This is a genomic window from Stenotrophomonas sp. YJH_SMC_53 (assembly GCF_059369995.1).
Window position 1 is genome coordinate 1 of sequence record NZ_JCAFTF010000003.1, and the last position, 23,196, is coordinate 23,196.

Here is a 23,196-nt window from a genome sequence, read left to right on the forward strand (position 1 = left end):
CCTGCGCCTGTCCGGCGTGACCCGCTGGGGCAACGGGACCGCCGAGGTGCAGCCGTACCTGGCCGCCAACTGGCTGCACACCCGCGCCGAATCGCAGATCCGCATGGATGACGAAATCGCCGATGCACGCGTGCCGCGCAGCCGTGGCGAGTTCAGCGGCGGTGCGTCGGTGAAGTTCAGCAACGGCATCGGCGCCTGGGGTGGGCTGTCGCTGCAGAAGGCCAGCGGCTATAACCAGACCAGTGCACAGGTGGGTGTCAGTTACAGCTGGTAATCGGTCGCCTTCAGCCCGCGGTCGATTCGATTGCGGGTTGATATCAAGGCGGGAGGTGTGGCTGCCGGAATGGGGTTCGCGGCCACGGCGTGAAGGGCGCGACAGGGATTGTCGCGTCCGAGACTTGTTTGCCGGGATCTGCAGCGGTGAGTGACGTGACCTTTCGATTCTGCCGGTTTGGCAGAAAGCATCAATGAGCGTTCCACGATGTGATGTGTACAGGATGGCGCCGCAGCGGACATCCCGCTGCCGGGATTGGAACCCCCGGACGAAACTGAAGATCTGCCTGTCGTGACTACGGCGGGCGCTGCGTGTGGCCGTCTGGTCATCGGAGTTCTTCTTCAGTTTCTCCGGGTTCCAACCTCGCATCGCCCGCCACCATTGCGGTGGCCCTCGCACCCAAGGAGTTTCCGCATGAAACACACGCGTCCGCTCAGCCCGGCCATGGAATCGCTGTTCCAGCGTATCGAACATGCCCTCAACAGTGCCGAAGGCATGGCCATCCTCATCGGCGAGCAGTACGGCCCCGAGCCGAAGCCACCCGCGCCCATGGGGTACAACGCCAAAGAGATCGCCAACGCGATGGTAATGCTGAGCCAGCATGGTCGGTCGTTGCTGCAGAAGTTGCGCGCGGAAGCGGAAAGGGTGACCTATCACTAGCCCGCGATGCAGCCGAACCTGCTCGGCGCCGTGCGCACCGCACGCAGCGATTGCTGCCCTCAGCCTGGCAATGCGCCCTGCAAGGTGGCGAGGTCGGCGCTGTCGATCGGCCTCACCACCCGCGCCACCTCCTGGCCGTCATGCAACAGCACCACGGTGGGCCACAGTTTTACCTTGAATGCACGCCCCAGTGGCTTTCCCTTGCCATCCTCGATCTTCCAGTGCACCAGATCGTGGGCGTCCACAAATGCCTGGAGTGCTGGCTGCGCGGCCTGGCAATGGCCACACCAAGGTGCACCGAACTCGAGCAGTTGCCAGCCGGTCTGAGCTTCCACGTCGGCGCCCGCAGGCTCCGCCGCCGGGTAGTCACGCATGAACGGCATGCCGGTTACGCCGCCAACGCCTTCTGGATATCCGCCAACGGTGCGTTGGTCAGGTCCTTGGCGATATCGCCCAGCAGGCGCGCCTGGACTTCCTTGTGCAGCAGCGGGCGGATGCGGCCCAACGTGGTCGGATCGGCCACCAGTACCAGATGTGCGTAGCGATTGTGCAAGGCATCCTCGTTGAGCTGCTCGGCTACCTGCTTGGCGAACGTCGCTTCATTGAGCTGCGAGATGGACATATCCTTCGGCACCGCGCCGGCCGGCCCCTGCCCGGATACACCCTGCTCGCTGATGTCCTGCAGGCGCAGTTCGCCTTCCTGCTTCAGGGTCAGCTGATGTTCGCTGCCAACGTTGGTGAACACGCGGGCCGAACCACCATCAGCGACGATGATCAGCGTACCTTCGGGAATGCGACGGGTCATGCGGTGCTCCTTCTCGATTGCGCTATTGCGTCCACCCCCACCGTAGACAGCATGGCGTGAGCGCTGCGGCCAGAGTTCGTTCAACGCATGTCATCGCGTTGCGTTCGCAGATGAACAGGCGCGATGGAACACAGCGTGCAGATCAGCCCGCTTCTCTGCATGCTCACGCCGATGCCGTTATGATGAACGGATGATCGACACGACCCACTACGTGACGGGCGCACCTGTTACGTGGAAAGCACTGCCGACCGGCGCTTCGCTTGCCACGATGGCTCCCGCCCTGCCCCTCCACCGCCTCGCGCTGGATCCTGGCGGATGACGCCCGCAGGCGCTCTGGCCTGCCCTCCCTACGCTGCTGTGACCTCCGGCCGCTGACTGCGCGACCGCAGTGATCTTGTTGCTGCGTTTCCGCCGTTGCGGCGGTGCGTTGCCGTGCGCGTGGCGTCGTGCCTGCACACATTCCCCGGCCCCCACGCCACTCACCGATGCCCCTGCGCCACCTGCGCCTGCATCGCCGTTTCCGATTTCCGGGACCTACCTCACCGCTCATTCCCCCTCCTCTGCCTAAAAGGGAGCCCCCATGCAGGACACCCCCGATGCACATGCCCACTTCGGCTGGTTCAAACGCCGCCGCCACCTGAAGGTCGATGAGATCACCGTCGTCGACAAGCCCATGCTCAAGCGCGCCGTCGGCGCCGCCGCACTCGGCAATGCCATGGAGTGGTTCGACTTTGGTGTCTACGGCTATCTGGCCGTCACCATCGGCCAGGTGTTTTTCCCGTCCAGCAACCCCACCGCGCAGGTGATCGCCGCGTTCGCCACCTTCACCGTAGCGTTCCTGGTACGGCCACTGGGCGGTCTGGTGTTCGGCCCGCTGGGTGATCGCTACGGCCGCCAGAAAGTGCTGGCGTTCACCATGATCCTGATGGCGCTGGGCACGTTTGCCATCGGCCTGATTCCCTCGTATGAGCGCATCGGTATCTGGGCACCGGTGCTGTTGCTGCTCGCACGCGTGGTGCAGGGCTTTTCCACCGGCGGTGAATATGGCGGCGCGGCCACCTTCATCGCCGAATACTCCACCGACCGCAACCGCGGCCTGATGGGCAGCTGGCTGGAGTTCGGCACGCTGGGCGGCTACATTGCCGGCGCAGGTACCGTAACCGCGCTGCACATGCTGCTGAGCAGCGAGCAGATGCTGGACTGGGGCTGGCGCATTCCGTTCCTGGTGGCCGGCCCGCTGGGCCTGCTCGGCCTGTACATGCGCATGAAACTGGAGGAAACCCCGGCATTCCGCGCCTTTGCCGAAGAAGCCGAGAAGCGCGAGCATGACCGCCCGGGGCTGGGCGCGCTGTTCCAGGTGCACGGTCGCCAGCTGCTGGTGTGCATGGGCCTGGTACTGGTGTTCAACGTCACCGACTACATGCTGCTGACCTACATGCCCAGCTACCTCAGCGTCACCATGGGCTATGCCGAGAGCAAGGGCCTGCTGCTGATCATCATCGTGATGCTGGTGATGATGCCGCTGAACATCGTCGGCGGATTGTTCAGCGACAGGCTGGGCCGCCGGCCGATGATCATTGGCGCCTGCATCGCGCTGCTGGTGTTGGCGGTGCCCTGCCTGCTGCTGGTGGGCAGCGGCAATGACGGACTGATCTTCCTGGGCCTGATGCTGCTGGGGCTGGCGCTGGTGTGCTTCACCAGCTCGATGCCGTCCACGCTGCCGGCGCTGTTCTACACCCCGGTGCGCTACAGCGCGCTGTCGATCGCCTTCAATGTGTCGGTGTCGCTGTTCGGTGGCACCACGCCGCTGGTGACCGCGTGGCTGGTGGAGCGTACCGGCGACCCGCTGGTGCCGGCCTATTATCTGATGGGCGCGGCGGTGATCGGCCTGGTGACCATGCTGTTCGTGAAGGAAACCGCCGGCCTGCCGCTGCGCGGTTCACCGCCGGCCGTCGGCAGCGACAAGGAAGCGGCCGCGCTGTTGAAGAGCGATGTGCCGGTGACGGTGGACCCGACCCTGCCACCGCTGCCGGATGTTGCCGAGCCCGAGCAGGTGAAGCCTGCCTGAGGCCGGGTGCAGAATGCGATCCACGCATGGCGTGGATCGATGGGCCAGGTGGCGCCGGGTGGATACGCCCGGCGCTGCATGGCGCTACGTCTTGATGCGGGTCAGCTTCCCCGGCGTCCAACGCAGCGTCCAGGTGTAGTTTCCGTCCGGCGGACAGACGTGGCGGAAATCGCGGGGAATTTCGCAGACCGTTGCGCCTGCGGTAACGGTGAAGGCAACGATGATCCGGTTGCCTTCGATTCGGATCGACTGCACCGCGCCCGGAATCTGGATGCCGGCATCATCGCCATAGCCATACCTGCGGATGGCGGCATAGTCCTCTGCCTCCACCGGAGACAGGCTCTTCGGGTTCTCCTGGCCACGCGGATCGTTCGCTGTCAGCGCCGTCATCACCGCCACCACATTGCTCTGCGCGAAGCTGCCGCCGGTGTAGGTGGACGTGTAGAAATACACGACCTCGGCACGGCCATCGCCATCGAGATCGGCAACAGCGGTCCACACCGGACGGAACTCGGATTCGATGTCATCGCCGGGAATCAGCCGCAGATTGGCTTCGGCGGCCCGATACGCCTGTACCAGGCTGGGCGGCGCCACCTCCCGCTTGGACGCGGCCGGCGCGGCCATCGCCGTCAGGCTGGACAGCGCCAGCGCAGCAAGCGCCAGCCAGGTCGAAGTGGAGCGGAACATCGCAGGTCCGTGCATGTCATCCTCCTTGGGTGTGCGGCCAGTCTAACCACAGCCAAGGCATCCCCGCATGGCGTGGATCTAGCGCGGGGTGTTCGATTCCATTGCACGCATCACGATGGGCTTGGCCCAGCCGGGCGTGTGCAGCAGGTCGGCTACGGCAATCGGGTACTGCAGTTCGCCTGCAGCCATGGCCAATACCGGCAGCGGCACCACGCAACCCTGCCCGTCGGCCGGTGCGCTGTTGTCGTAGACGTGCAACTCGGCCAGGTGCGGCAGCAGCTCCAGCAGGTTCGCGCGCGCGGAATCGAAACGCGCGCGGATCTTCTCGACTGGAATGTCATGGCCACCGGCGGCCACCCGCGCAGCAACACGGGCGATATGCAGCTCAACATCGGCCAGCCCACAGAACCAGATCGCCACCTGATGCCGTTCGCAGGCCTCACGCAGCAGGCGCGGAATGGTGTTGCCGCCGAGCGTCGTCTCGAAGGCGAAGTCGGTGCCATCGGCCATGGCCTGGCGCAGGCGGCGGGTGCCTTCCTGCCATGCCTCGGCGTTGGCCTCCGGCAGCGACCAGCCGGCGTCGACCAGGCGACGGGTGAACGAGTCCGGGTTGAACCAGCTCAGCCCTTCGGCGTCCAGCCAGGTGCCCAGCAGCGAACTCTTGCCGGCGCCATTGACACCGGCCAGCGCCAGGATGCGTCCCATCGATCAGAGCGGGCGGCCGAGGGTGACCTTGCGGCCGCGCCGGATCGGCTGGCCCAGCACCTTGCCCAGCCCTTCACCGCGCTGCAGCCCGGCCAGGGTCTGGTCGAACTCGCGGCGCAGGCGCTGCAGTTCCTCGTTGCGCTCACCGGCATCGCCGCCAGCGGCCTTGGCCAGCAGTTCCTGGTAGGTGCGGATGTCCACGATCACCGCTTCCGGGTGATTGTGGTTGGTGATGACCAGCGCCTGCTTTTCGCGCACGGTGCGCATCAGGCTCGGCCAGCCGCGGGTCTTCACCGACGAGGCCGGGGCCTTCTCGAGGCCAGGCAGATCCAGCGGCAGGGTCATGGCACGGCTCCAGGCGGGGCGGATGGGAACCACTATACCCAATTTGGCCAAATTGGAGATAAATGCCCTTTTACCCAGGCAGCCCGGTGTCCGGGGCGTCGGTCTGCAGCAGGCTGTCGCGTTCGCGCAGCGGGAAGCGGATCCAGGCATCCAGGCCTTGCGGGGTAAAGCGCAGCTCGCCGCTGCCGGCCAGTTCATAGGGCACCCGCTGCTCGATCAGGACCCGGCCCAGGCCACGCTGGCGTGGCATCTCCCACCCCTCCACCTCGGCATGGCGCTCGCACCAGTGCAGGCCCAGCCACGGCTGCCCGTCCTGCACCTGCAGGTGCCAGCAGACATCGACCCGCCCGTCCTCGTGGGCCAGCGCGCCGTGCCGGAGCGCATTGGCGGCCAGCTCATGGATGGCCAGCGACAGTACTTCGGCCGCCTTCGGTGGCAACAGCACATCCTCACCCTGCAGGTGACAGGCGGCGGCCGCCGGTGCCTGCGCCGCGATCTCCTCCTCGAGCATGCCGCGCAGGCAGACCCCTACATTGGCGCCGCGGGTCAACAGGCTCTGCGTGCGCGCCAGTGACATCAGCCGCGCGCACAGGCGCTCGGCATACTCGTCCACGCTGCCGACCGATACGCGGGTCCGCCAGGCAATGGCATGGATGGTCGACATGATGTTGCGCACCCGATGCTGCAGTTCGGCCAGCAGCACCGACTGGCGCTCGGTGGCACGCTTGAGATCGTCGATGTCCACGGCGATCGCGAACACGCCACTCACCCCGCCATCGGCATCACGCAACGGTGCGGCGGCGACGCGCGTCCAGCGCGCGCGCCCGTCGTCATGGATGAACTGGAACTCCAGGCCTGGGACCATCGTCTCCCCCCGCAGGGCGCGGGCGATGGCGAAATCGTGGGGTTCGATGCGCGAGCCATCGGGATGCGTACCCTGCCACCGGTAATGGTTGGGGCGATCCGTGGAGGGCACCTTGCCGGTGGGAAGATAGGTCCGCATCTGGTCGTTGGACAGCTGCAGGTTGCCGTCGGCGTCGACAATGCAGACACCCACCGGCAGCACCTTGAAGGCCAGCGCCAACCGGCGGTCGCTCTCACGGCGCTTCTGTTCCTCGCGTTCGCGGGCCGCCTGCGCGACGTGCGCAGCGGTCGTTTCGAACATGGTCACCAGCACGCCGTTGATGCACCCGTCCTCTCCGCGTATGGGGCTGTAGGTGATGGTGAACCAGACACCCTCCAAGCGCCCCCGCCGCGCCAGCGGATAGAGCTTGTCCTCATAGGTGATGGTCTCGCCCTGCCACACACGCTGGTAGATCGGGCCATTGATGTGCCAGACCTCGGGCCAGCACTCGCGCGTCGGCTGGCCCAGTCCGCCAGGATGCTTGTCAGCCAGTATCTCGGCATAGCCATCGTTGTAGAGCTGCACCAGCTGCTCGCCCCACAGCACAATCATCGGGAAGCCGTGCGCAAGCATCAGGTCGACGGTGGCGCGCAGGTGCGGCGGCCATTGCTCGATCGCACCCAATGGCGTGCCTGACCAGTCGTGCCGGGCAATGCGGGCGGCCATGCCGTCATGGCGCGCATGGGCCTGCAGCGACGGCGGCATGCCTGCCGCGCGCTCAACGGCCCGGAGGCCTTCGGTGCGGCGCGACATGCCGCGCAATCAGGCGATGCCCGCAGGGGCCTGCGGCGTCGCCACCAGTCCCGCCAGCTGCTGGACCAGGGCCTCGATGTGATAGGGCTTGGTGCAGCGGGGCGCATCCGCGAAGCGGCTGGGCAGGTTGTCATCGTAGCCAGAGGTCAGCATGAACGGCGTACCCGCTTCGGCCAGCCGGTCGGCCAGCGGATACACCTGTTCACCGCCCAGGTTGATGTCCAGCAGGGCCACATCGATGGGGTTGTCATCCAGCAGCCGGGCGAGTGCCTGCAGATCCCCGGCCGGCCCCACCACCTGCGCGCCCTTCAGCTCCAGGTAGTCCACCAGGAACATCGCGATGGCGAATTCATCTTCCGCCACCAGTACTCTCAACCCTTTCAGGCCTTCAGGTTTGTTGCCCGCTTCCAGCACGACCGGCGCTCCTCGATACACGCGGCCCACCTCCGCCGCAACGGCCGTAGGATGCGCGAACCGGGCTACAAGGGCGCGTGATGATCGATGAAGATCGCAGCCGTGGCGCATTCACTCCGGCATGGCAGCGGTGCGTTCAGAACGCACGCTCCCATTTCAGGCTGAGCAGGCTTCGGTCATGGCTGTACAGCCAACCGACGTTGCTGTCGATGCAGGCGTAGCGCAGGCTCAGGCTGGGCACCAGCCCGCCCACCGCCAGCCGCTCGCTGCGCACGATGGCGATCAGGTTCTGTTCGTCGTCCTGCCTGCGCGCCTCCAGCAAAGGACTCCAGGCACCATAGTCACGGTGACGCAACGACACGAACACCGTGGCCGTGGTGCCACTCCACTGCCGTGCCGCGCCCAGCCGCAGGCCGTGCTGGCGGTAGCCGTTGGCCGGGTCGGCTGCGCTGCTGTCGGTCAGGTCCACGCCCGCGAACAGGGTCCAGCGCGGGTTGAGCGCGCGGAACCAGGTGGCATACAGCGCGGCCAGTTCGCCATCGTAGTTGTCGGCCAGGCCCGGCTGCCGGTAGCGCTGGCGTTTCCAGTCGGCCTCCAGCTTGAGCAGGCTGCGCGCGTCCAGGGCGTACTGCCATTCGCCGTGCACACCACTGCCGCCCTGCAGGGCGTGGTTGCCCAGCGCCTGGTAGTCATGGCTCGGCGCCAGCTGCAGGGTGTGCCGTGCACTGCGCCAGCTGTAGCCGGCCTGTACGCTGGCGTTGAGCTCGTTGTATGCGCTGTAGCCACGCCAGGCCTGGCCGAACGCCAGCCCACGCACGTACAGGCCATGATGGCCTGCCAACGCCCAGCGCCGTTCCAGGCTGGCGTCGTAGTCCAGGCCGGTGGCGCGCTGCGCTTCGGGCAGCGTGCGTTCGATCAGGCAGGTGTCGCCGACACCGAACAGGCAGGTGCGGCTGGCCGAACTGCGGTTGATGTTGTCGCTCCATGCAGGCCCGGCGGCGACCGCACCCTTCCAGCGCCTGCGTGCCTGCAACGCGTCCAGATAGCTGTCCACGCGTGCGCGCACACCCGCGGTGGCCGGATCGTTGCTGTCGATACCGGCCTTGATTGCACCGAACAATGCCACCGCCTCGCGGTCGCGCTGGTCTTCGGCATAGACGCGCGCCAGTTCAAGGCGGGCGGGCAGGAAGTCCGGCTGCGCTGCCAGCAGTGCTTCGTACTCCTGTGCGGCGCGCGAATGGTCACCGGCCACGCGGGCCAACGCACCCTGCGCGTAGTGGCGCAGCAGCGGATCGTGCCCCGGAAGCTCGATGTATTCGGCCAGGAACGCCGCAGCGGCCGGCCACTGCTGATGCTGCAATGACAGGTAGAGGGCCTGGCCGAGATCATCGACGGTGCGCTCCACCCGCACGGTCTGGCCATCGATGGTGAGCGTCGGCCGTTGCGATTCGGCCTGCTGCAGGCGCTGCTGGTCCTGCTGCTGGTGGCGCAGTTCGTTGCCCTGTTCGAGCACGCGGCGCAGATCGTCCTGCTGGGCGCGCACGTCGGCGGCAGCCAGCAGCAGGAACACAAGGAAGATGGGGTGGCGCATGGTCGATCCGTGGTGGTGCATGCGGCGGGCCGAAGCAGGGACTGGCGGATCGCGGCTTGTCCCTGCCCTGCCCCGTCAGGGGCGTGGCAATCAGTTCTTGCTGCCGCCGAAGGCGGTGTCGTACTGGCTGTTGCCGGCGAACGTAGCGATACCGGCCAGGGTGGCGGCGTTGGCGCCGAAGAACTGGCCCTGGCTGTTGCCGGTGACCGAACCGTGGGCCACAGCGGTGCCGGCGAAGGACGCATCGGCGCTGTTGATGTTGGCGCTGATCGCCAGGGTCTGGCCACCACCGGTCAGGCCGCCGGTCAGCTTGCCGGTACCGAAGTTCGCGGCGAAGGTTCCGCTGAGCAGGTTGCTGCCGTTGAACTTGTTCAGGCCGGCCACCGCGTACGTGGCGGTGCCGCTGGGCAACGTGGTGCCCGCACGGTCGCCAGCGAAGTACACCTGGCGATTGTTGAAGCCGCCTGCGGCGCCATCCTTGGACCATTCACCGAACCACACATCGCCACTGCCCACCTTGACGAAGTTGAAGTGGCCCATGCCGGCATGGTTGCCCGGGGTGCCGGTGATCGGCATGGCCAGCGTACGCACGGTCACGTTGCCCACGGTGGTGGGGGCCGAGTACGCGGCCAGGCCCTGGAAATCGACCGGCTTGGCGTTGGAGACGGTGCCGACACCGATGCCGGCCTTGCCTGCGCTGTGCGGGCCGCCGTTGACTTCGGAAGCACCGACCTTGACGTACAGCTGCGAATCGGTGGCCGGGCTGGCCGCACCGACGATGTCGGCAGCCTGGGCGACACCGGCCAGGGCGAAGGTGGCGGCCACGGCCAGTACGGAACGGGAGATCATCTTCATGGAACTACTCCTTGGGTTGAGGGAACTACAGGTACAACAACAGAACAGGTCATCAGAAGCGCGCGGTGACACCGAGCTTCAGCGTGCGCCCTGGCGCCGGCAGCGTGGAGCGCGTGGCCGGGTCGACGTAGTAGCGGTTGCCGAGGTTGGTGCCGACCAGCTCGACGCTGGCATGGTCGTTGATGCGCCAGCGCGCGTAGGCATCGACGGTGGTGATGTGTCCCCAGGTGAACGGCACGTTCTGCCAGATCAGGCCACCACTGCCGGCGTACAGGCGGTCTCGGTAGGCCTGCAGGTCCGGGTTCTGGTGGCGCCGGTAATGCACGATGCGGCTGCCCAGCTCCAGGCGCTCATCGAACAGCCGGGTGCCCAGCGACCCGTTCACCGACAAGCGGGGAATGGCCTGGGTCAGCAGGTAGCCGCTGACGAAGCCGTCCTGCACGCAGTTGGGCACCTTGCCGGCCAGTGCATCAAGCTGCACCGCCATGCTTTCGTCACAGACCTTGTTTTCCAGCGTGCGGGTGATGCCCAGGTCGGTGAAGAAGCGGCGGTTGTCGAACCGCGCCTGCAGCTCCGCGCCACGGATGCGCTGCTTGTCCAGGTTGTCGAACAGGAAATTGCCGTCGCGCTCGATCACGTTGCGGGTCTTGTGCACGTAGTAGGCCAGCTTCACGTCGGCGTCGGCGGTGTTGCCGAACAGCGCCGACAGGTTGTGCACGTAACCCACTTCGTAGTTGTAGGCGTGCTCGGGCTTGAGCGGGTACAGCGGGTTCAGGCTGCTGGAGAACGCGATGGTGCTCTCGAACATGCTGGGGAAACGCACCGCCTCGCTGTAACGGACGTAGGCGCGCGCATTGGGCGAGAAATGCGCGGTAGCCGAGAAGGTCGGCAGCCAGGCATGGTCGCGCCTGCGCTCATTGCGCCCGGACACCGTCTGCGGCCGCCCGCTCTGGATACTGCACAGGATCTGCGACCCCTGCACCGGCAACAGCCCGGGAATGGCCGCCACCTCGCCATTCAGGCAGGGGTTGCTGGCACGGCTGTAATTGCCGTCCGCATCCGGCAGCCACGGAATGGCGTGGTCCACCGCAACCGGCGTCTCATACCTGCTCAGCAGGCCCTTCAGCAGATCATCAACAATGAAGCCCATGCCGATGCTGTCCCAGAACGCGCGCTGCGACTCGATGGCGTCGATCTCGCCCTGCAGGCTGGCCGGGCGTTCGGGCAGTTCGTTGACGCGGTAGCGGGCCTCCTTGGGGAACACCGAGGTGGTCATCAGCTCCGGGTGTTCCTGCAGGAAATCATCGAAGGCCCAATAGCGCGCGTAGCGCACGCCGGCACTCAGGGAGAGGAAATCCACCGGCCGCCAGTCCAGCACCAGGTAGCCCTCGCCTTCCTGGCGGCGCCCCGCGCGCGGGTACATGCGCCAGCCATCGCTGACGCCGAAGTACGGGTCCGCCGAGCGCAGTTTCTCGAACTGCCAGTTGCCGCCCACGGTCAGGTCCAGGGTGGAATGCAACGCGAAGCGGTTGCTCAGGGTCAGGCCGGTGCGGTCGTTGCGGGCATTGGCCAGCGCGGTATTGCGCAGGATCGGGCTGCTGCCGGGGTTCCAGTCGGGGTTGCTGGCAAAATTGGGGAAGCCGCCAGCGGTGTACGTATCGCTTGTGGTTTCGGTGCGCCACAGGTTGGCACGCAGGTCCAGCCAGCGGCTGCCGGCGGGCTGCCAGTGGTATTCCAGGTTCCAGGCATCGGCATCAACGCGGCTGAGCGGCCACTGGATGCGACCGTAGTCGGGCGCTGACAGGATGCGCGAGGGCATGATCTCGCCGTAGTGGGAGAGCGTACGCCGCCAGGTCGCGCGCAGCTGCTGGTCGTCGCTGATCTGCCAGGTCGCCTTCAGCAACCACGACTCCTGCTCGCTGGAGGTGTTGGGCACCTCGTCGCCGGGCTTGAAGTAGCGCGCCAGCGTGGTGATGTAGTCCAGGCCCTTGTACTCGAACTGCTCGCGCGGATCCTGGTCGTAGTACGCCGCGCCCCGGGTGCCGGAAAAGTAGTTGCCGCGCTTGCGCCAGGCATAGGCCGCCATCAGGTCCACGTGTTCGCCACGCAGGCCCAACGCCAGCCGCCAGGCCTGGTCTTCCCCGGCGAACACATTGGTTTCAGAACCGCGCGACTTCACCGGCACCAGCAGCGTGCTGTCGGCATACGGTGCCGAGGGCGAGCCCTGCGGGAACCCCGGCACCGTGCGGTAATCCTCGCCGGTATGCAGCCGCGGCAGGCGTGGCGCCACCGCATTGCTGCTGCCTTCGATCTTCAGCTCCCCGCCGAAGCGCTCGCCGGCAGCAACAATGTCGTCAACGTCGATGGTCTTGATCACCAGCGCACCACCGATCCCGCTGTGCACATCGCGCACCAGCCCTGGCCCCTTGATGACCTGGATGCCACCGATCAGGTTGGGATCGATGTAGTTGCGGTTGCTGACGCCGTTGTAGCCGCGCCAGACCGTGAGCGCCTGCTCGCCACCGTCGATGCTGACCGGCACCCGCCCCGGCCCCTGGATGCCGCGGATGTTGATGTCCAGCGCGCCGCTGTTGCGCGCATCACCGCTGAACACACCGACCAGATCCTTGACCACGTCGGCCGGATTGGAGCCGCGGTAGCGCTCCACCCGGTCGCGCCCCGAATACGCCGTGGTCATGTCCAGCGCGAACACGTCGTCGTAGCCGCGCCGATCGCGGGCCTCGCTCCCTTCCGACTGCAGGCGACCGGCCACGTCCAGTGTTTCGGTCACCCGCACCCCTTCCCCATCCCCCGCCTCCGCTGCGGCGCGCAGGCTCCAGGTGCCATCCATGCCGCGCTGGGCGCGCACGCCACTGCCGCGCAGCAGCTGCTGCAGGGCCTGCATCTGGCTGTACTCGCCGCTCACCGCGCTGGAACGACGCCCTTCCACCAGGTCACTGCGGAACACCACCTGCACATCGGCCTGGCGGCCAAAGCTGCGCACGGCATCGGCCAATGGTTGTTCCGGGATGGCGTAACTGCGCAGCGGTGCGGCCATCGCCGCCTGCGCCTGTACGACCGGCACCCAGGCCAGCGGCAGCAATGCGGAGGAGATGGCCAGGGCCAGGACGGTAGCGCGACGGTGACAGGCGGATGCCGTGGACGGCATGGACAGGAACTCCTCAAGCGGGGCGGGACCACGGGCACGTCCGGTGCCCGGTGGTGTGTCTGGCTTGAGAAGAAACGCGGTTTCGCTCTGGCTATACCTCTATAGACAGCGGGATGCGACGACTGCCCACGGTTTTTTCATGTTTTTTTTCATGCGGCCGGTGCATCCAGGCTCCACAGCTACTTCACCACACCAGCAACGCACCACCGGGCAAGCGTTGCACCCGCAGTCCCGCCTGCGCGGCCACGGCGTCGATGGCTGTTTCCGGCTGCTGCAGATGGAACAGGCCGCTGACCCGTACGCGTGCGCCCTGCCCGCCCACCACCCAGACCGGGGCGCGCCGGTAGCGGCCGAGATCGGCGATCGCCTGCGCGGCAGGCATACCGTCGATCACCACCTCACCGCGACGCCACGGCGCCATCGCCTCCGGCGCGGCCTGCCTCAGCGGCTGCAACCAGCGCCCGTCACGGAACACGCGCACCTGCCCAGCTCGCAGGCGCTGCACGTTGCCATCGCCCGGGTGCACATCGACCACGCCCTCGCTGACTTCGGTGGTGATGGTGGCGCCCTGCATCGATACGCTGAACGCCGTACCGATATCGCGGATCTGACCACCGCCGGCTTCGACCTGGAACGGCCGCTGCTCGTGCGCGACCTGGAACCAGGCCTGCCCGCGCAGCAGGCGCACACGCCGCTGCTGGCCATCGAACGCGAGTGCCAGAGCGGTGCCGGCATCGAGTACCGCCGTGCTGCCGTCGTCCAACTGCACAACGCGCGGCGCATCGCTGCTGCGCACATCGCTGCGCGCCAGCAGCAACGCGTACGGTGTGGCCGCGACCATCAGCACCAAGGCTGCGGCCGAAGCCAGCAGCCACGGCAGGCGACGGCGCGGTGCGATCGGGCGCAGCCCCTGGCGATCAGCGGTCAGCTCGGGCAGCGCTGCCAGCACCTCCGGCCCGGCGGCGTCCAACCGCTGCCAGAAGGCCTGCTGCTGGTGCCAGGCCCGCGCATGGCGGGGATCGGCCTGCAGCCAGCGCTGCAGGGCTCGTTGCTGCGGTTCCGGCAGCGGGCCTGCACTGCACCGGATCACCCAGCGCAACGCCTGCCTGGCCTGACGCGGCGAGGGTTCGGACGTGGTCATGGTTGTGGCCTGCCGCACCACGAACGGGTGCGCTTTCCTGTTCTGACAACGGCGGGCGCGATCTGCCCACGGTAATCGCCGCTCATCGCCGCGCCCCCTGCTGATGCTGTTGGATCAGCAACGCTGCACGCAGCACATGCTTGCCGACCAGACTCTTGGAAATGCCGAGGCGCGCAGCGATCTCACGCTCGCTCAGGCCCAGGTATCGATTGAGGACAAAGCACTCGCGCACCTGGGCCGGCAGGGCGAGGATGGTCTGGGTGATCTCGCGTAGCTGCGCCTGGTCCAGCGCCTGTGCCTCGCCATCGCGACTGGCCTCGGCCATGTCGACGGCGTACTCGGCCATGGCACGTCGCTCGCGGGCGTCGGCCTGGCTGCGGTTGAGCGCATGATGGTGGGCCATCCGGTACAGATAGCCGCGCGGCTCGAGGATGGGCGGATCGCCGGGTACGCTGCTGGCCTTCAGGTACAGGTTCTGCAGGGTGTCCTCGGTGCTGGCCGGGTCGAGGTAGCGCGCGATGAAGCGCGACAACGCACGGCGCTCGCGGATCAGCAGCTCGACCAGCGCCAGGGCATTGGGAGACATAGGTGCCAAGGCCGGACCGGGGAATGATGGGCGTGATGGCGACGGTCCGGACGTGGATTGTGGGCTGCATGGCCGAAGGCGGCAAGCGGCGGCCCCGCACATCATCCATGCAGGGCAGATCCACGCCATGCGTGGATGGCGGCCTACGGCTCGTCCAACGCTTCGAAACACTCAGCGAGGTAATCGATCAACGCGCGCGCTGGCCTGCACGGCTGCGGCATCCCGTTCTCGTACGATCGTCGTGACGACGCCGGTTCTGGCTGGCGCCGCCTTCGGAATCAGTCGAGCATGGCTCGACGCTACGGTGGGATTGGCCGAACATGACTCGGCCCTACACACAACAGGAGATCCCGATGGCCTACGCACGCATTGTTTCGACCGCCGACGACTACCTGCACCACATCAGCAATGGCAGCTTCGATGTGGATGCGGACGAGCCCGCCTCGCTGGGCGGCCAGGGCAACGGTTTCGCGCCGTTCGACCTGTACCTGGCATCGCTGGCGGCCTGCACTGCCATCACCCTGCGCATGTACGCGCAGCGCAAGGGTTGGGAGCTGGGAGAGTTCCATGCCGAGCTGCGTTCGGACCGTGACGAGGATGGACGCTTCCATGTGCACCGCGTGCTGCATGCCAGCGCCGAGCTGAGCGATGCGCAGTGGCAGCGGTTGCTGGAGGTGGTGGAGAAGACCCCGGTGACCCTGGTGATGCGCGAGGGTGCACGCATCACCAGTGAGCGCGGGGGGCCAGCGTAGCCCCATCCACGCATGGCGTGGATCTACAGACGACGCTCGCCGGGCATGGCCCGGCGCTACCGGAGCGGCGCGGGGCCATCGGGTAGCGCCGGGCCATGCCCGGCGGCCGCTCAACGCCGTGAATGCAGCACGGTGCGCTGGCGCATCGCGTTGAATTCCTGCTCTACCTGCTGGATATCCTCGGCCTGGAACCCGGCCGCGTCCAGCAGCTCGTCGGCGGCGGCGGCGGCCAGCGGATCATCGTCACGCTGGCGCCAGCAGCGCGCTGGCAGGAAATACCCCACTTCGCTGCGCCCGCGCATGATCACCACCGGCCGACCTGCATACAGCAGGAACTCCGCCAGGTGCTGGCGCAGCCCCTCCACCGAGACATAGGCCGGGCCGATGCCCAGCGATCGGCTGGACGGTTCGGAACTCTCGAACAGCTTGCGACGGCTCATCCACTCCTCCTTATGTGCAGCGCGTGGTCTCCTTTCCTTAGACGGGCGCATCGCTGCGCCCCCGCCACGCACTACGTGATCCACATCACGCCGTCACTCAGAACCCGGTATTGAACTCCAGCTGGAACACATCGATCGACAGTGGAGCACCGGACACTTCCTTGCCCGCCATCCACTTGCCGCTGATCCAGCTGCGCGCGTCCAGCGCGTAGGCGCCGCCCACGTAGTAGCCGCGGGCGTTGGTGCCCCCGAGGTGGAAGTTCGGGTCGTTGTAGGCGTCCGGCAGCGCATCGGCCTCGATGCGCTTGTAGCCCAGCAGCGCCTGCCACTGGCCCTTCTCCTTCAGGTCGGTGGCACCGAAGGTGGCCTGCACCATCCAGGCGGTGTCGCCGCTGCGGAAGGTGTCGATGCTGGCGGTACCACCGGCGCCGTAGTTGTTGACGATGCCGTTGTTGGCGCGGCTGAACATCGCCTGCTTGTCGTAGGCCAGGTTGCGGATGTAATCGCCGTCCAGGCGCAGGCCGATGCCCGGGGCCAGCTGCGTATCCCAGCGCAGGTTCAGCGTGGCCAGGCGGAATGCCGAGGCCAGGCCGACGTACTGCGGGGTGGGCGTGTTGGCTGGATCCAGCGGGTTGCGTGCGATGTCGCGGATCAGCATCAGGGTGTTGCCCTTCTGCATGAACGCCGGGCGCGACCAGTCGGTGTCGCAGCCCACCGCGCCCGCATACAGCGCGCACGGCGAGGACAGTCGGCCGCTGATGTTCTTGAAGTCGTAGTAACCCAGCGCGGCGCGCAGCGCGTTGTCATCGTTGAAACGCCAGTTCACGCCGACCTGTGCGCCGGACAGCCACTTGTTCTCGTTCGGGGTCTTGACCCGACTCTGGCTGGGCGCGCTGTCGGAGGTGTACTCCAGCGGTACCACCGCCAGATTGCCGAACAGGCCAAGGTCACCGCCGTCGAAGTCGTACTGCAGGTTGGCGGCCAGGCCATCGAAGTTCAGGTCGTTGGAGAACAGCGTATCGCTGGTCCAGAACGGATTGCCGAAGCGGCCGCCGCGCACCGTCACCCAGTCGGCCGGGCTGTAGGCCAGCCAGGCCTGGTCCAGCCACACATCCTTCTTGCTCAGGCCACCACCCAGCTGCTCGGTGGTTGACACCGGGCCATTGCTGCTGCCGCTGGCCAGGCGCACGCCAGCCGTGGTGTGCTGGCCGATGGTCGCCTCGATGCCGAGGCGGGCGCGGATGCGCCACAGGTTGCGGCGGTCCTGGCGGGTGTTCAGCAGCGGTGGCAGCTGCAGGTTGGTGTTGGTATTGGTGTCGAAGCCGTTGCCGGAATTGATCGACGACCAGTTGCTGACGATGTCGCTGTTGCGTTCGGAGAACAAGCGCGACTCGCTGCGCACGCGCATGTCACCGGTGACCTTGATGCGCTTGGTCCACTCAGCCACTTCGTTCGGCGCCGCCCAACCCTCGGACCTGGCCTGCGCCATCACTTCCTGGCGCACTTCGTCACGAATGCCGTCGCGCACGCTCTGCGGTACGTACGGCACGCGCACGTCACCGGCCTCCAGGGCCACGCCACCACTGGCGGCCGGGGTCCCGGCGGCCGCGGTGCGCTGCAACGCCGCTGCTTCGGCCTGCGCCTGCACCAGCAATGCCTGGCCGTCTTCGGGTTTCAGTGCACCGCTGGCGATCAGCCCCTTGATCAGCTTGACCATGGTGGTTTCGGCGGCCATCGCGCCGGCCGGGGCGGCCAGGCTGAGCAGCACGGCGCAGCACAGCAGCGCCCGTCGGGCCGGCCGCGGGTGGCGGGAGTCGGTTCGTGCACGGACGTGGTCGTTCATCACGGTTCTCATCGGAAGAAGGGAAATCACGGAGGTCGGGAATCAGGCCCCGGGCCGGCGGCCCTGGATCAGGACGCGGGCGGGGAAATCAAGCGACGGCGGCGGTGCCTGGTCGACCTTGCCGATGCGACGCAGTGCATCGAGCACGGCCGCGTCGGCCTCCTCGTTGCCACTGCCACGCACCAGCTCGACCTTCTCCAGGCGACCATCGCTGGCCAGCCACACATTCACCTGCAACTGGAACGCCAGGCGCTTGACCTTGTCGTCGCGCGAGATCGCCTGCTGCATCAGGTAGCCGAGGTAGCGCCCATAGGTGGCGTTGCCGGCCCCGCCACGGCCGACACCGGACGAACCGCCACCACTGCCGGACTGGATGCCGAAGTTGTCGCCACCGGCCTGCGCGTCGGCATTCATCGTCACCGGATCGCTGTTGTCCGGGGTCGGCGTCGGCTCTTCGGCCGGCGTCGGCTGATCCAGCGGCTCCGGTTCGGGCATCGTCTCTTCCGGCGGCGTTTCCGGTTCCGGCGGTTTTTCCGGTGGCGGCGGGGGTGGCGGCGGCGGTGGCGGCAACGCCAGTATCGGCGGCTGCACCACCGGCCGGCGGGTGCTGGCGGTGTCCTTGAACAACAGCCACCACAGCGCGACGCCGAGCACCAGCAACGCAACCAGCACCAGCGCGACGGTCACCAGCAACGGGCGACCACGCATGCCGGGCTCCGGCCGGGGGGGGTGATGGGCGGTCATGCCTCAGCCCTGCGCCTTGCCGGTGACCAGGCCCACCTGGGCCAGCTCCAGGCGTCGCAAGAGGTCCAGCACCTCGACCACCCGGGCATACTGCACCTGTGCGTCTCCGCGCACGATCACCGGGAAATCCGGCGTGGTCGCGCGCTCGGTACGCAACCGGTCTTCCAGCTCGGCCATCGTCACCGGGTAGGCATCCAGGAACACCTGGCCGCTGGGGTCGATGGTGATCGCCTTGGTCTTCGGCTTCTCCAGCGCCACGCTGTTGCTGGCCTTCGGCAGGTTGACCTCGATACCGGGGATGGAGGCGTTGCTGGTCAGGATGAAGATCACCAGCACCACCAGCAGCACGTCGACGAAGGGCGTCACGTTGATGCCCTTCTCGCGCTTCTTGATGCCGAACTTCGCCTTCTGGCCCATGGCGCGCTCCTCAGCCCTGGACCGCGGCCGGGCCGCGCCCGTCCTGCTCTTCGGCCAGGCGCGCGGCGAACTCGTCGATGAACACCGCCATGTCCGCACCGATCGCTTCGGCACGCGCGCCAAGGTAGTTGTAGCCGAACAGTGCAGGGATCGCGACGCCGAGGCCAGCCGCCGTACACAGCAACGCTGCGGCCATGCCGGGTGCCACCGAGTTGATGTCGACCGCGCCAGCCATCGCCGCCACCACGAACACCAGCATGATGCCGATCACGGTGCCGAACAGGCCCACATACGGGGCCCCCTCGATGGTGGTCGACAGCCAGTTCATGCGTCGTGCCATCGCCTCCTGCTCACGCACCATCACCGCATCCATCGACGCGCGGATCGCCGCGATGGTGGCGCCACTGAGGTAGCCACTGTTGCCGTCGCGCTGATGGCGCTGCTGCATTTCATCAATGGCCACCTGGTAGATGCGCCACAACGAACCGTCGTGCATCGCGGCGGGTGCCTTGCCCTGGCGGTCCATGTCGGACAGGGTGCGCAGCGGCACACCGGACAGCTTGCCGAAGCTTTCGGTGAACACTGCATTGGCCTTGCTGGTCCGGCCGAAGTGCCGCCCCTTGGCGATCATGATCGCCCACGACAGCAGCATCATCAGGCCGAGGATCGCGACCACCACCCAGGCATCGAACGGCATCGCCTTGAGGATGAAGGCGAAGTGGCTCTGCCCGGCTGACTGCTCGTCCGCGCCGTAGCTGATCAGCCGCGAATCGGCACCCTGTGCGGTGGCATCGGCCAGCAGCAGCGCGGCCGGCCGTGCCACGCGCGAGACGCGCAGTTCATCCAGCGCACCTTCGAAGTTGGCCAGTGGCTGCACCGCCCCCGGCGCATCGGCACCCACCACCGGAGCCGTGCCCAGCGCCGGCAGCGCACCGCTCAGCTGGGCAACGACGCGCCCGTTGAGGTACAGCTGCAACGCGCCCTTCTCTGCCGTCAGTGCAACGTGTGCCCACTGTCCTTCTGGAACCGGCTGCGCGGGCGTGCTGCGCTGGCCATTGAGCTGCACGAACGGCACGCGGTTCTCGATGCCCAGCACCAGCTCGGATGCGCCGTCGCGACGCGCATAGATCGCCTGCGCCGCAGTGTTGCCGCCCGGCTTGATCCAGGCTGAAACGGTGAGCGGCGCGCCCGCTTCCTGAGCCAGCGATGCGCTGGCCGGCAGCGGCAGCGGACCGGCGCCCAGCTGCACGCCACGGCCGATCACCGAGCCTTCCGACGGCGGCACCACCGCACCGGCATTGTTGCCATAGGCGGTGGTGTCGCGTGCCGGCGCATTGGCCTCGGCAAAGTGGTAGACCAGCGTGTAGTCCGGATCGAACACCTGCTGGCCGTTGCCGCTGGCCGGTGCCTTCTCATTGCCGTAGTACATCCAGATCGTCTGCGGCGCGGCAGCGCTGACTGCCGGTACGTCGACCCAGACCAGGGCCAGGCCCATCCTGGGATCGAACTGTTCGATCTGGTGGGCCAGCACGGTACGGCCATCACCCGAGACGAAGCGCAGGTCGGTGCCCGCGTCCTGGGTTCCGTCGAAGCCGAAGTTGCCGGTATGCAGGCGCAGCAGCAGCGGCGTGCGGCCCGGGTCACCGGCCAGGCCCGCGCCCTGCGGGCCGGCGTCGATGGTGATCGGCTTGCGGTACTTCCATTCGGCCTGCCACCAATTGGCATCGGCCGCAGCCACCGGCAGCGCAACCAGCGCGGCCAGCAGCAACAACACTCGGGAAAGCAAACGGTCCATGCGAAGGGTCTCCGGAGAACGCATGTTCAAGGGAAGGGTCAGTAACTGGTGCTGATGTTGAAATGCAGGCGCGGGTCGTCCTTGCGCGTGACCGGGCCATCGGCATACGGCCAGGCGTAGTCCAGGCGCAGTTGCAGGTGTTGACCCAGGCGCAGCTGCGCGCCCAGTCCGACCGAGGCCAGGTTGTACTTGTCACGCTGTTCGGGCAGCGGCTGGCGCAGGCGCAGGTAGGCCGCGTCGGCAAAGCTGTAGACACGCAGGTCGGTGCCGCTCCACAGCGACCACGCAGGAGTGCGCCATTCCAGGCTGGCCAGGCCGCCGTAGTCGCCGATCGCCTCGGCCGACAGGTAGCCACGCACGGTGTACATGCCGCCAGCGGCGAACTGCTCGGCCGACACCAGGGGCGCATCGGTTACCTGCAGCGAGCCACGCGCATACCACTGCCAGTCGTTGCCGAAAGTGTGGGTGTTGCCAACATCGGCCTTGAAGGCCACGAAGCTCGGGTCCGCCCAGTAGCGCTTCTGCCCGAACGCGGTGGCGTCGCTGCCGTAACCAAACAGGCGGCGGGTACCGGCCACCAGCTGGGTGTTGATGCTCAGCTGATCCTGCTCGCCCTGGCGCACGCCGACGAAGGCCAAGGTGATCGGCGCGTACTTCAACGGTGTTTTCAGGATTTCCTTGCCCATCTGCGTGTCTTCCTCGGTGTCCTTGAAATCCACACCGAGGCTGAGCTGGCGCCACCACTGGCTGCTACCGGCAAGGCGGTAGTTGAGCTTGAGGCCGATCGAATGGCCGTTGCCGATCACATTGGTGCCGGTGCCGGTACCGACCTGCCCACCTGCATTCAACACGCGGCTGTCGGATCTGTAGCCGGAGGCTTCCAGGCTCCACGGCGTACCTTCGAACGGCATCGTGTACGAGGCCGAGAACACCTTGGCCTGCTTTGTATCTTCCGGTGCCAGATACACACCGAGGGTGGCGCTGTGCCCGCGCTTCCACAGGTTGTCGTAGGCCAGCGACGCACTCAGGCGCAGCTTCTCGGTGTCGGCGCTATGGTCGTTGTTGAGTGACGCACTGGCACGCCACGGCGACTTCTCCTCGACCTGCAGGTCCACATCCATCGTGCCCGGCACCAGGCCTTCGCGCACCAGTGGCATCACCTGGCGACGCCCGCCTTCGTTCAGTGCGGTCAATTCCTTCTGGGCCTGGTCGAAGTCAGGCACCTTGCCCTCGGCCAGCGCCGGTACACGTTCCCGGATGCGTTCGGGCGACTCGTGGCGGGTGCCGACCACGCGCAGCTGGCCGATCGGCGTCTGCTGCACCTTCAGCAGCACCACGCCCCCACTGACCTGCTGCTCGGGTAGCTCGACGTAGACCGACTGGTAGCCGGCCTGCTGATAGAGCGCGTGGACCGCATCGCGCGCCTTCTCGACATCGGCCAGGGTCTTGCCCGGGCCGAGGAACGGTTCCACCGCACCTTCAATCTGCCGCGGATCGAGCACCGTGTTGCCGCGCACGATGTATTCGTTGATGTTCACGCTGGGCGCGGGTGCTGCCTCCTGCGCGAACAGCGGCAGCGGCATCGCGGCCAGAGCCAGCACCAGCGGATGCAGGCGCAGCGGAAGGCGAACGGCTCGGCACGGAACAGGATTCATCGAAGGCATCGCGTCGTATCGAAGGGAGGGGCCAGGGAGCGGCGCGTGGATCTACCAACAGGACGTGTACATCGCGTCAAAGCCGCCAACAGTTTTGTGACAGCACTGTCATCTTTTGAAAGCGCCGCAACGCACGCAGGCGGACCCTGCCTTGGCCACCCGTCTTCATTGCAGGACATCGATTGCTGCGGGAGATTCGAGATGTGTGAATCGTTGATGCCGGACCTGCGCGCGGCCCTCGCCCTCGCCCTGCTGCTGGCGCTGCCATCGGGTCGCGCCGACGAGGCGAAGAAGCAGGAAGAAGCTGCGCCCTGCATCGAAGTACTGGTCAACGGCGAGCGGATTCCGGCCTGGGACTGTCTGCAACGCAAGCTGGCGCCTGCGACAAGGCCGGCGAAGTCGGCGGCGCTCCCCGAAGCCGAACGCCTGATGCAGCAGCCCAGCAACCAGCTGATGCAGTACAACCTGGAAGGCACGCGGCAGCGCATGGGCGATGCGTTCGGTCGCTCGGTGGTGCCGCAGCGACCTGCGCAATGAGTCTGCGCCTGTGTAGCGCCGAGCCCATGCTCGGCTGTCTTTGTATCCGTCGGCGA

At 67.0% G+C, this 23,196-nt stretch carries 23 protein-coding genes; 5 read left to right on the top strand and 18 right to left on the bottom strand.

What is annotated here, in order from left to right; all coding sequences use genetic code 11:
* A partial coding sequence (locus AC5P7X_RS05220; protein ID WP_495214542.1) for an autotransporter outer membrane beta-barrel domain-containing protein occupies positions 1–274 on the top strand: 274 nt, incomplete at its 5' end.
* 414 nt (positions 275–688) lie between these two features.
* Positions 689–934 (top strand): hypothetical protein, encoded by a 246-nt coding sequence (locus AC5P7X_RS05225; RefSeq protein ID WP_053500445.1) that lies wholly within the window; start codon positions 689–691, stop codon positions 932–934.
* Between the two features lie 59 nt (positions 935–993).
* Here AC5P7X_RS05225 and AC5P7X_RS05230 read toward each other — a convergent pair whose 3' ends face one another.
* Both AC5P7X_RS05230 and AC5P7X_RS05235 read right to left on the bottom strand, forming a co-directional pair.
* Entirely contained in the window at positions 994–1,317 is a 324-nt protein-coding gene (locus AC5P7X_RS05230; RefSeq protein ID WP_495214543.1) for a thioredoxin family protein, read from the bottom strand.
* 5 nt (positions 1,318–1,322) lie between these two features.
* A complete protein-coding gene (locus AC5P7X_RS05235) occupies positions 1,323–1,739 on the bottom strand; it encodes a host attachment family protein (protein ID WP_032962601.1) in 417 nt (138 codons plus the stop codon).
* Positions 1,740–2,319: 580 nt separating this feature from the next.
* Here AC5P7X_RS05235 and proP point away from each other — a divergent pair.
* A complete protein-coding gene (gene proP / locus AC5P7X_RS05240; RefSeq protein WP_111178676.1) occupies positions 2,320–3,807 on the top strand; it encodes a glycine betaine/L-proline transporter ProP in 1,488 nt (495 codons plus the stop codon).
* A gap of 84 nt (positions 3,808–3,891) precedes the next feature.
* Here the strand turns inward: proP and AC5P7X_RS05245 are convergent, their stop codons facing one another.
* The 10 genes from AC5P7X_RS05245 to AC5P7X_RS05290 all read right to left on the bottom strand — a co-directional run bounded on the left by AC5P7X_RS05245 (position 3,892) and on the right by AC5P7X_RS05290 (position 14,957).
* A complete protein-coding gene (locus AC5P7X_RS05245; protein ID WP_053500439.1) occupies positions 3,892–4,509 on the bottom strand; it encodes a hypothetical protein in 618 nt (205 codons plus the stop codon).
* Positions 4,510–4,572: 63 nt separating this feature from the next.
* Positions 4,573–5,199 (bottom strand): ATPase, encoded by a 627-nt coding sequence (locus tag AC5P7X_RS05250; protein WP_329842134.1) that lies wholly within the window; start codon positions 5,197–5,199, stop codon positions 4,573–4,575.
* 3 nt (positions 5,200–5,202) lie between these two features.
* Complete coding sequence (locus AC5P7X_RS05255) at positions 5,203–5,544, bottom strand: type II toxin-antitoxin system prevent-host-death family antitoxin (RefSeq protein ID WP_005416745.1); 342 nt, start codon at positions 5,542–5,544, stop codon at positions 5,203–5,205.
* A 70-nt stretch (positions 5,545–5,614) separates the two neighbouring features.
* Positions 5,615–7,201 (bottom strand): sensor histidine kinase, encoded by a 1,587-nt coding sequence (locus AC5P7X_RS05260; RefSeq protein WP_329842132.1) that lies wholly within the window; start codon positions 7,199–7,201, stop codon positions 5,615–5,617.
* 9 nt (positions 7,202–7,210) lie between these two features.
* Positions 7,211–7,615, bottom strand: a complete 405-nt coding sequence (locus AC5P7X_RS05265) for a response regulator (protein WP_329842292.1) — start codon at positions 7,613–7,615, stop codon at positions 7,211–7,213.
* 136 nt (positions 7,616–7,751) lie between these two features.
* The gene (locus AC5P7X_RS05270; RefSeq protein ID WP_329842131.1) at positions 7,752–9,206 is read right to left on the bottom strand and encodes a surface lipoprotein assembly modifier; all 1,455 of its coding nucleotides are present in this window, start codon (positions 9,204–9,206) and stop codon (positions 7,752–7,754) included.
* A gap of 90 nt (positions 9,207–9,296) precedes the next feature.
* Positions 9,297–10,061 carry a Slam-dependent surface lipoprotein gene (locus AC5P7X_RS05275; RefSeq protein WP_495214547.1) on the bottom strand — a complete coding sequence of 255 codons (765 nt, stop codon included), beginning with the start codon at positions 10,059–10,061 and terminating at the stop codon, positions 9,297–9,299.
* 52 nt (positions 10,062–10,113) lie between these two features.
* A complete protein-coding gene (locus tag AC5P7X_RS05280; RefSeq protein WP_495214549.1) occupies positions 10,114–13,230 on the bottom strand; it encodes a TonB-dependent receptor in 3,117 nt (1,038 codons plus the stop codon).
* Positions 13,231–13,414: 184 nt separating this feature from the next.
* Complete coding sequence (locus AC5P7X_RS05285; protein ID WP_495214550.1) at positions 13,415–14,371, bottom strand: FecR family protein; 957 nt, start codon at positions 14,369–14,371, stop codon at positions 13,415–13,417.
* 82 nt (positions 14,372–14,453) lie between these two features.
* Complete coding sequence (locus AC5P7X_RS05290) at positions 14,454–14,957, bottom strand: RNA polymerase sigma factor (RefSeq protein WP_372483700.1); 504 nt, start codon at positions 14,955–14,957, stop codon at positions 14,454–14,456.
* 353 nt (positions 14,958–15,310) lie between these two features.
* On the opposite strand from AC5P7X_RS05290, the gene AC5P7X_RS05295 reads away from it, so the two are divergent.
* Positions 15,311–15,709, top strand: a complete 399-nt coding sequence (locus AC5P7X_RS05295; RefSeq protein WP_495214551.1) for an OsmC family protein — start codon at positions 15,311–15,313, stop codon at positions 15,707–15,709.
* 110 nt (positions 15,710–15,819) lie between these two features.
* Here the strand turns inward: AC5P7X_RS05295 and AC5P7X_RS05300 are convergent, their stop codons facing one another.
* The 6 genes from AC5P7X_RS05300 to AC5P7X_RS05325 all read right to left on the bottom strand — a co-directional run bounded on the left by AC5P7X_RS05300 (position 15,820) and on the right by AC5P7X_RS05325 (position 22,603).
* Positions 15,820–16,149 carry a hypothetical protein gene (locus AC5P7X_RS05300; RefSeq protein WP_053500994.1) on the bottom strand — a complete coding sequence of 110 codons (330 nt, stop codon included), beginning with the start codon at positions 16,147–16,149 and terminating at the stop codon, positions 15,820–15,822.
* Positions 16,150–16,246: 97 nt separating this feature from the next.
* On the bottom strand, positions 16,247–17,992 hold the full coding sequence (locus AC5P7X_RS05305; RefSeq protein ID WP_495214552.1) for a putative porin: 1,746 nt from the start codon (positions 17,990–17,992) through the stop codon (positions 16,247–16,249).
* Positions 17,993–18,034: 42 nt separating this feature from the next.
* Positions 18,035–18,700, bottom strand: a complete 666-nt coding sequence (gene tolA, locus AC5P7X_RS05310; protein WP_495214553.1) for a cell envelope integrity protein TolA — start codon at positions 18,698–18,700, stop codon at positions 18,035–18,037.
* Between the two features lie 39 nt (positions 18,701–18,739).
* Positions 18,740–19,153 carry an ExbD/TolR family protein gene (locus tag AC5P7X_RS05315; protein WP_005409874.1) on the bottom strand — a complete coding sequence of 138 codons (414 nt, stop codon included), beginning with the start codon at positions 19,151–19,153 and terminating at the stop codon, positions 18,740–18,742.
* Positions 19,154–19,163: 10 nt separating this feature from the next.
* Positions 19,164–20,948 carry a DUF2341 domain-containing protein gene (locus AC5P7X_RS05320; protein WP_495214555.1) on the bottom strand — a complete coding sequence of 595 codons (1,785 nt, stop codon included), beginning with the start codon at positions 20,946–20,948 and terminating at the stop codon, positions 19,164–19,166.
* Positions 20,949–20,986: 38 nt separating this feature from the next.
* The gene (locus AC5P7X_RS05325; RefSeq protein WP_495214557.1) at positions 20,987–22,603 is read right to left on the bottom strand and encodes a ShlB/FhaC/HecB family hemolysin secretion/activation protein; all 1,617 of its coding nucleotides are present in this window, start codon (positions 22,601–22,603) and stop codon (positions 20,987–20,989) included.
* A 201-nt stretch (positions 22,604–22,804) separates the two neighbouring features.
* Between AC5P7X_RS05325 and AC5P7X_RS05330 the strand changes: the two genes are divergently transcribed.
* A complete protein-coding gene (locus tag AC5P7X_RS05330) occupies positions 22,805–23,140 on the top strand; it encodes a hypothetical protein (protein ID WP_495214558.1) in 336 nt (111 codons plus the stop codon).
* Positions 23,141–23,196: the final 56 nt, after the last annotated feature.

Bases quoted from the DNA above. Each gene is read 5' to 3' on its own strand.
- AC5P7X_RS05225 (WP_053500445.1), top strand. From the start codon at position 689: ATGAAACACACGCGTCCGCTCAGCCCGGCCATGGAATCGCTGTTCCAG.
- AC5P7X_RS05230 (WP_495214543.1), bottom strand. From the start codon at position 1,317: ATGCCGTTCATGCGTGACTACCCGGCGGCGGAGCCTGCGGGCGCCGAC.
- AC5P7X_RS05235 (WP_032962601.1), bottom strand. From the start codon at position 1,739: ATGACCCGTCGCATTCCCGAAGGTACGCTGATCATCGTCGCTGATGGT.
- proP (WP_111178676.1), top strand. From the start codon at position 2,320: ATGCAGGACACCCCCGATGCACATGCCCACTTCGGCTGGTTCAAACGC.
- AC5P7X_RS05245 (WP_053500439.1), bottom strand. From the start codon at position 4,509: ATGCACGGACCTGCGATGTTCCGCTCCACTTCGACCTGGCTGGCGCTT.
- AC5P7X_RS05250 (WP_329842134.1), bottom strand. From the start codon at position 5,199: ATGGGACGCATCCTGGCGCTGGCCGGTGTCAATGGCGCCGGCAAGAGT.
- AC5P7X_RS05255 (WP_005416745.1), bottom strand. From the start codon at position 5,544: ATGACCCTGCCGCTGGATCTGCCTGGCCTCGAGAAGGCCCCGGCCTCG.
- AC5P7X_RS05260 (WP_329842132.1), bottom strand. From the start codon at position 7,201: ATGTCGCGCCGCACCGAAGGCCTCCGGGCCGTTGAGCGCGCGGCAGGC.
- AC5P7X_RS05270 (WP_329842131.1), bottom strand. From the start codon at position 9,206: ATGCGCCACCCCATCTTCCTTGTGTTCCTGCTGCTGGCTGCCGCCGAC.
- AC5P7X_RS05275 (WP_495214547.1), bottom strand. From the start codon at position 10,061: ATGAAGATGATCTCCCGTTCCGTACTGGCCGTGGCCGCCACCTTCGCC.
- AC5P7X_RS05280 (WP_495214549.1), bottom strand. From the start codon at position 13,230: ATGCCGTCCACGGCATCCGCCTGTCACCGTCGCGCTACCGTCCTGGCC.
- AC5P7X_RS05285 (WP_495214550.1), bottom strand. From the start codon at position 14,371: ATGACCACGTCCGAACCCTCGCCGCGTCAGGCCAGGCAGGCGTTGCGC.
- AC5P7X_RS05290 (WP_372483700.1), bottom strand. From the start codon at position 14,957: ATGTCTCCCAATGCCCTGGCGCTGGTCGAGCTGCTGATCCGCGAGCGC.
- AC5P7X_RS05295 (WP_495214551.1), top strand. From the start codon at position 15,311: ATGGCCTACGCACGCATTGTTTCGACCGCCGACGACTACCTGCACCAC.
- AC5P7X_RS05300 (WP_053500994.1), bottom strand. From the start codon at position 16,149: ATGAGCCGTCGCAAGCTGTTCGAGAGTTCCGAACCGTCCAGCCGATCG.
- AC5P7X_RS05305 (WP_495214552.1), bottom strand. From the start codon at position 17,992: ATGAACGACCACGTCCGTGCACGAACCGACTCCCGCCACCCGCGGCCG.
- tolA (WP_495214553.1), bottom strand. From the start codon at position 18,700: ATGCGTGGTCGCCCGTTGCTGGTGACCGTCGCGCTGGTGCTGGTTGCG.
- AC5P7X_RS05315 (WP_005409874.1), bottom strand. From the start codon at position 19,153: ATGGGCCAGAAGGCGAAGTTCGGCATCAAGAAGCGCGAGAAGGGCATC.
- AC5P7X_RS05320 (WP_495214555.1), bottom strand. From the start codon at position 20,948: ATGGACCGTTTGCTTTCCCGAGTGTTGTTGCTGCTGGCCGCGCTGGTT.
- AC5P7X_RS05325 (WP_495214557.1), bottom strand. From the start codon at position 22,603: ATGAATCCTGTTCCGTGCCGAGCCGTTCGCCTTCCGCTGCGCCTGCAT.
- AC5P7X_RS05330 (WP_495214558.1), top strand. From the start codon at position 22,805: ATGTGTGAATCGTTGATGCCGGACCTGCGCGCGGCCCTCGCCCTCGCC.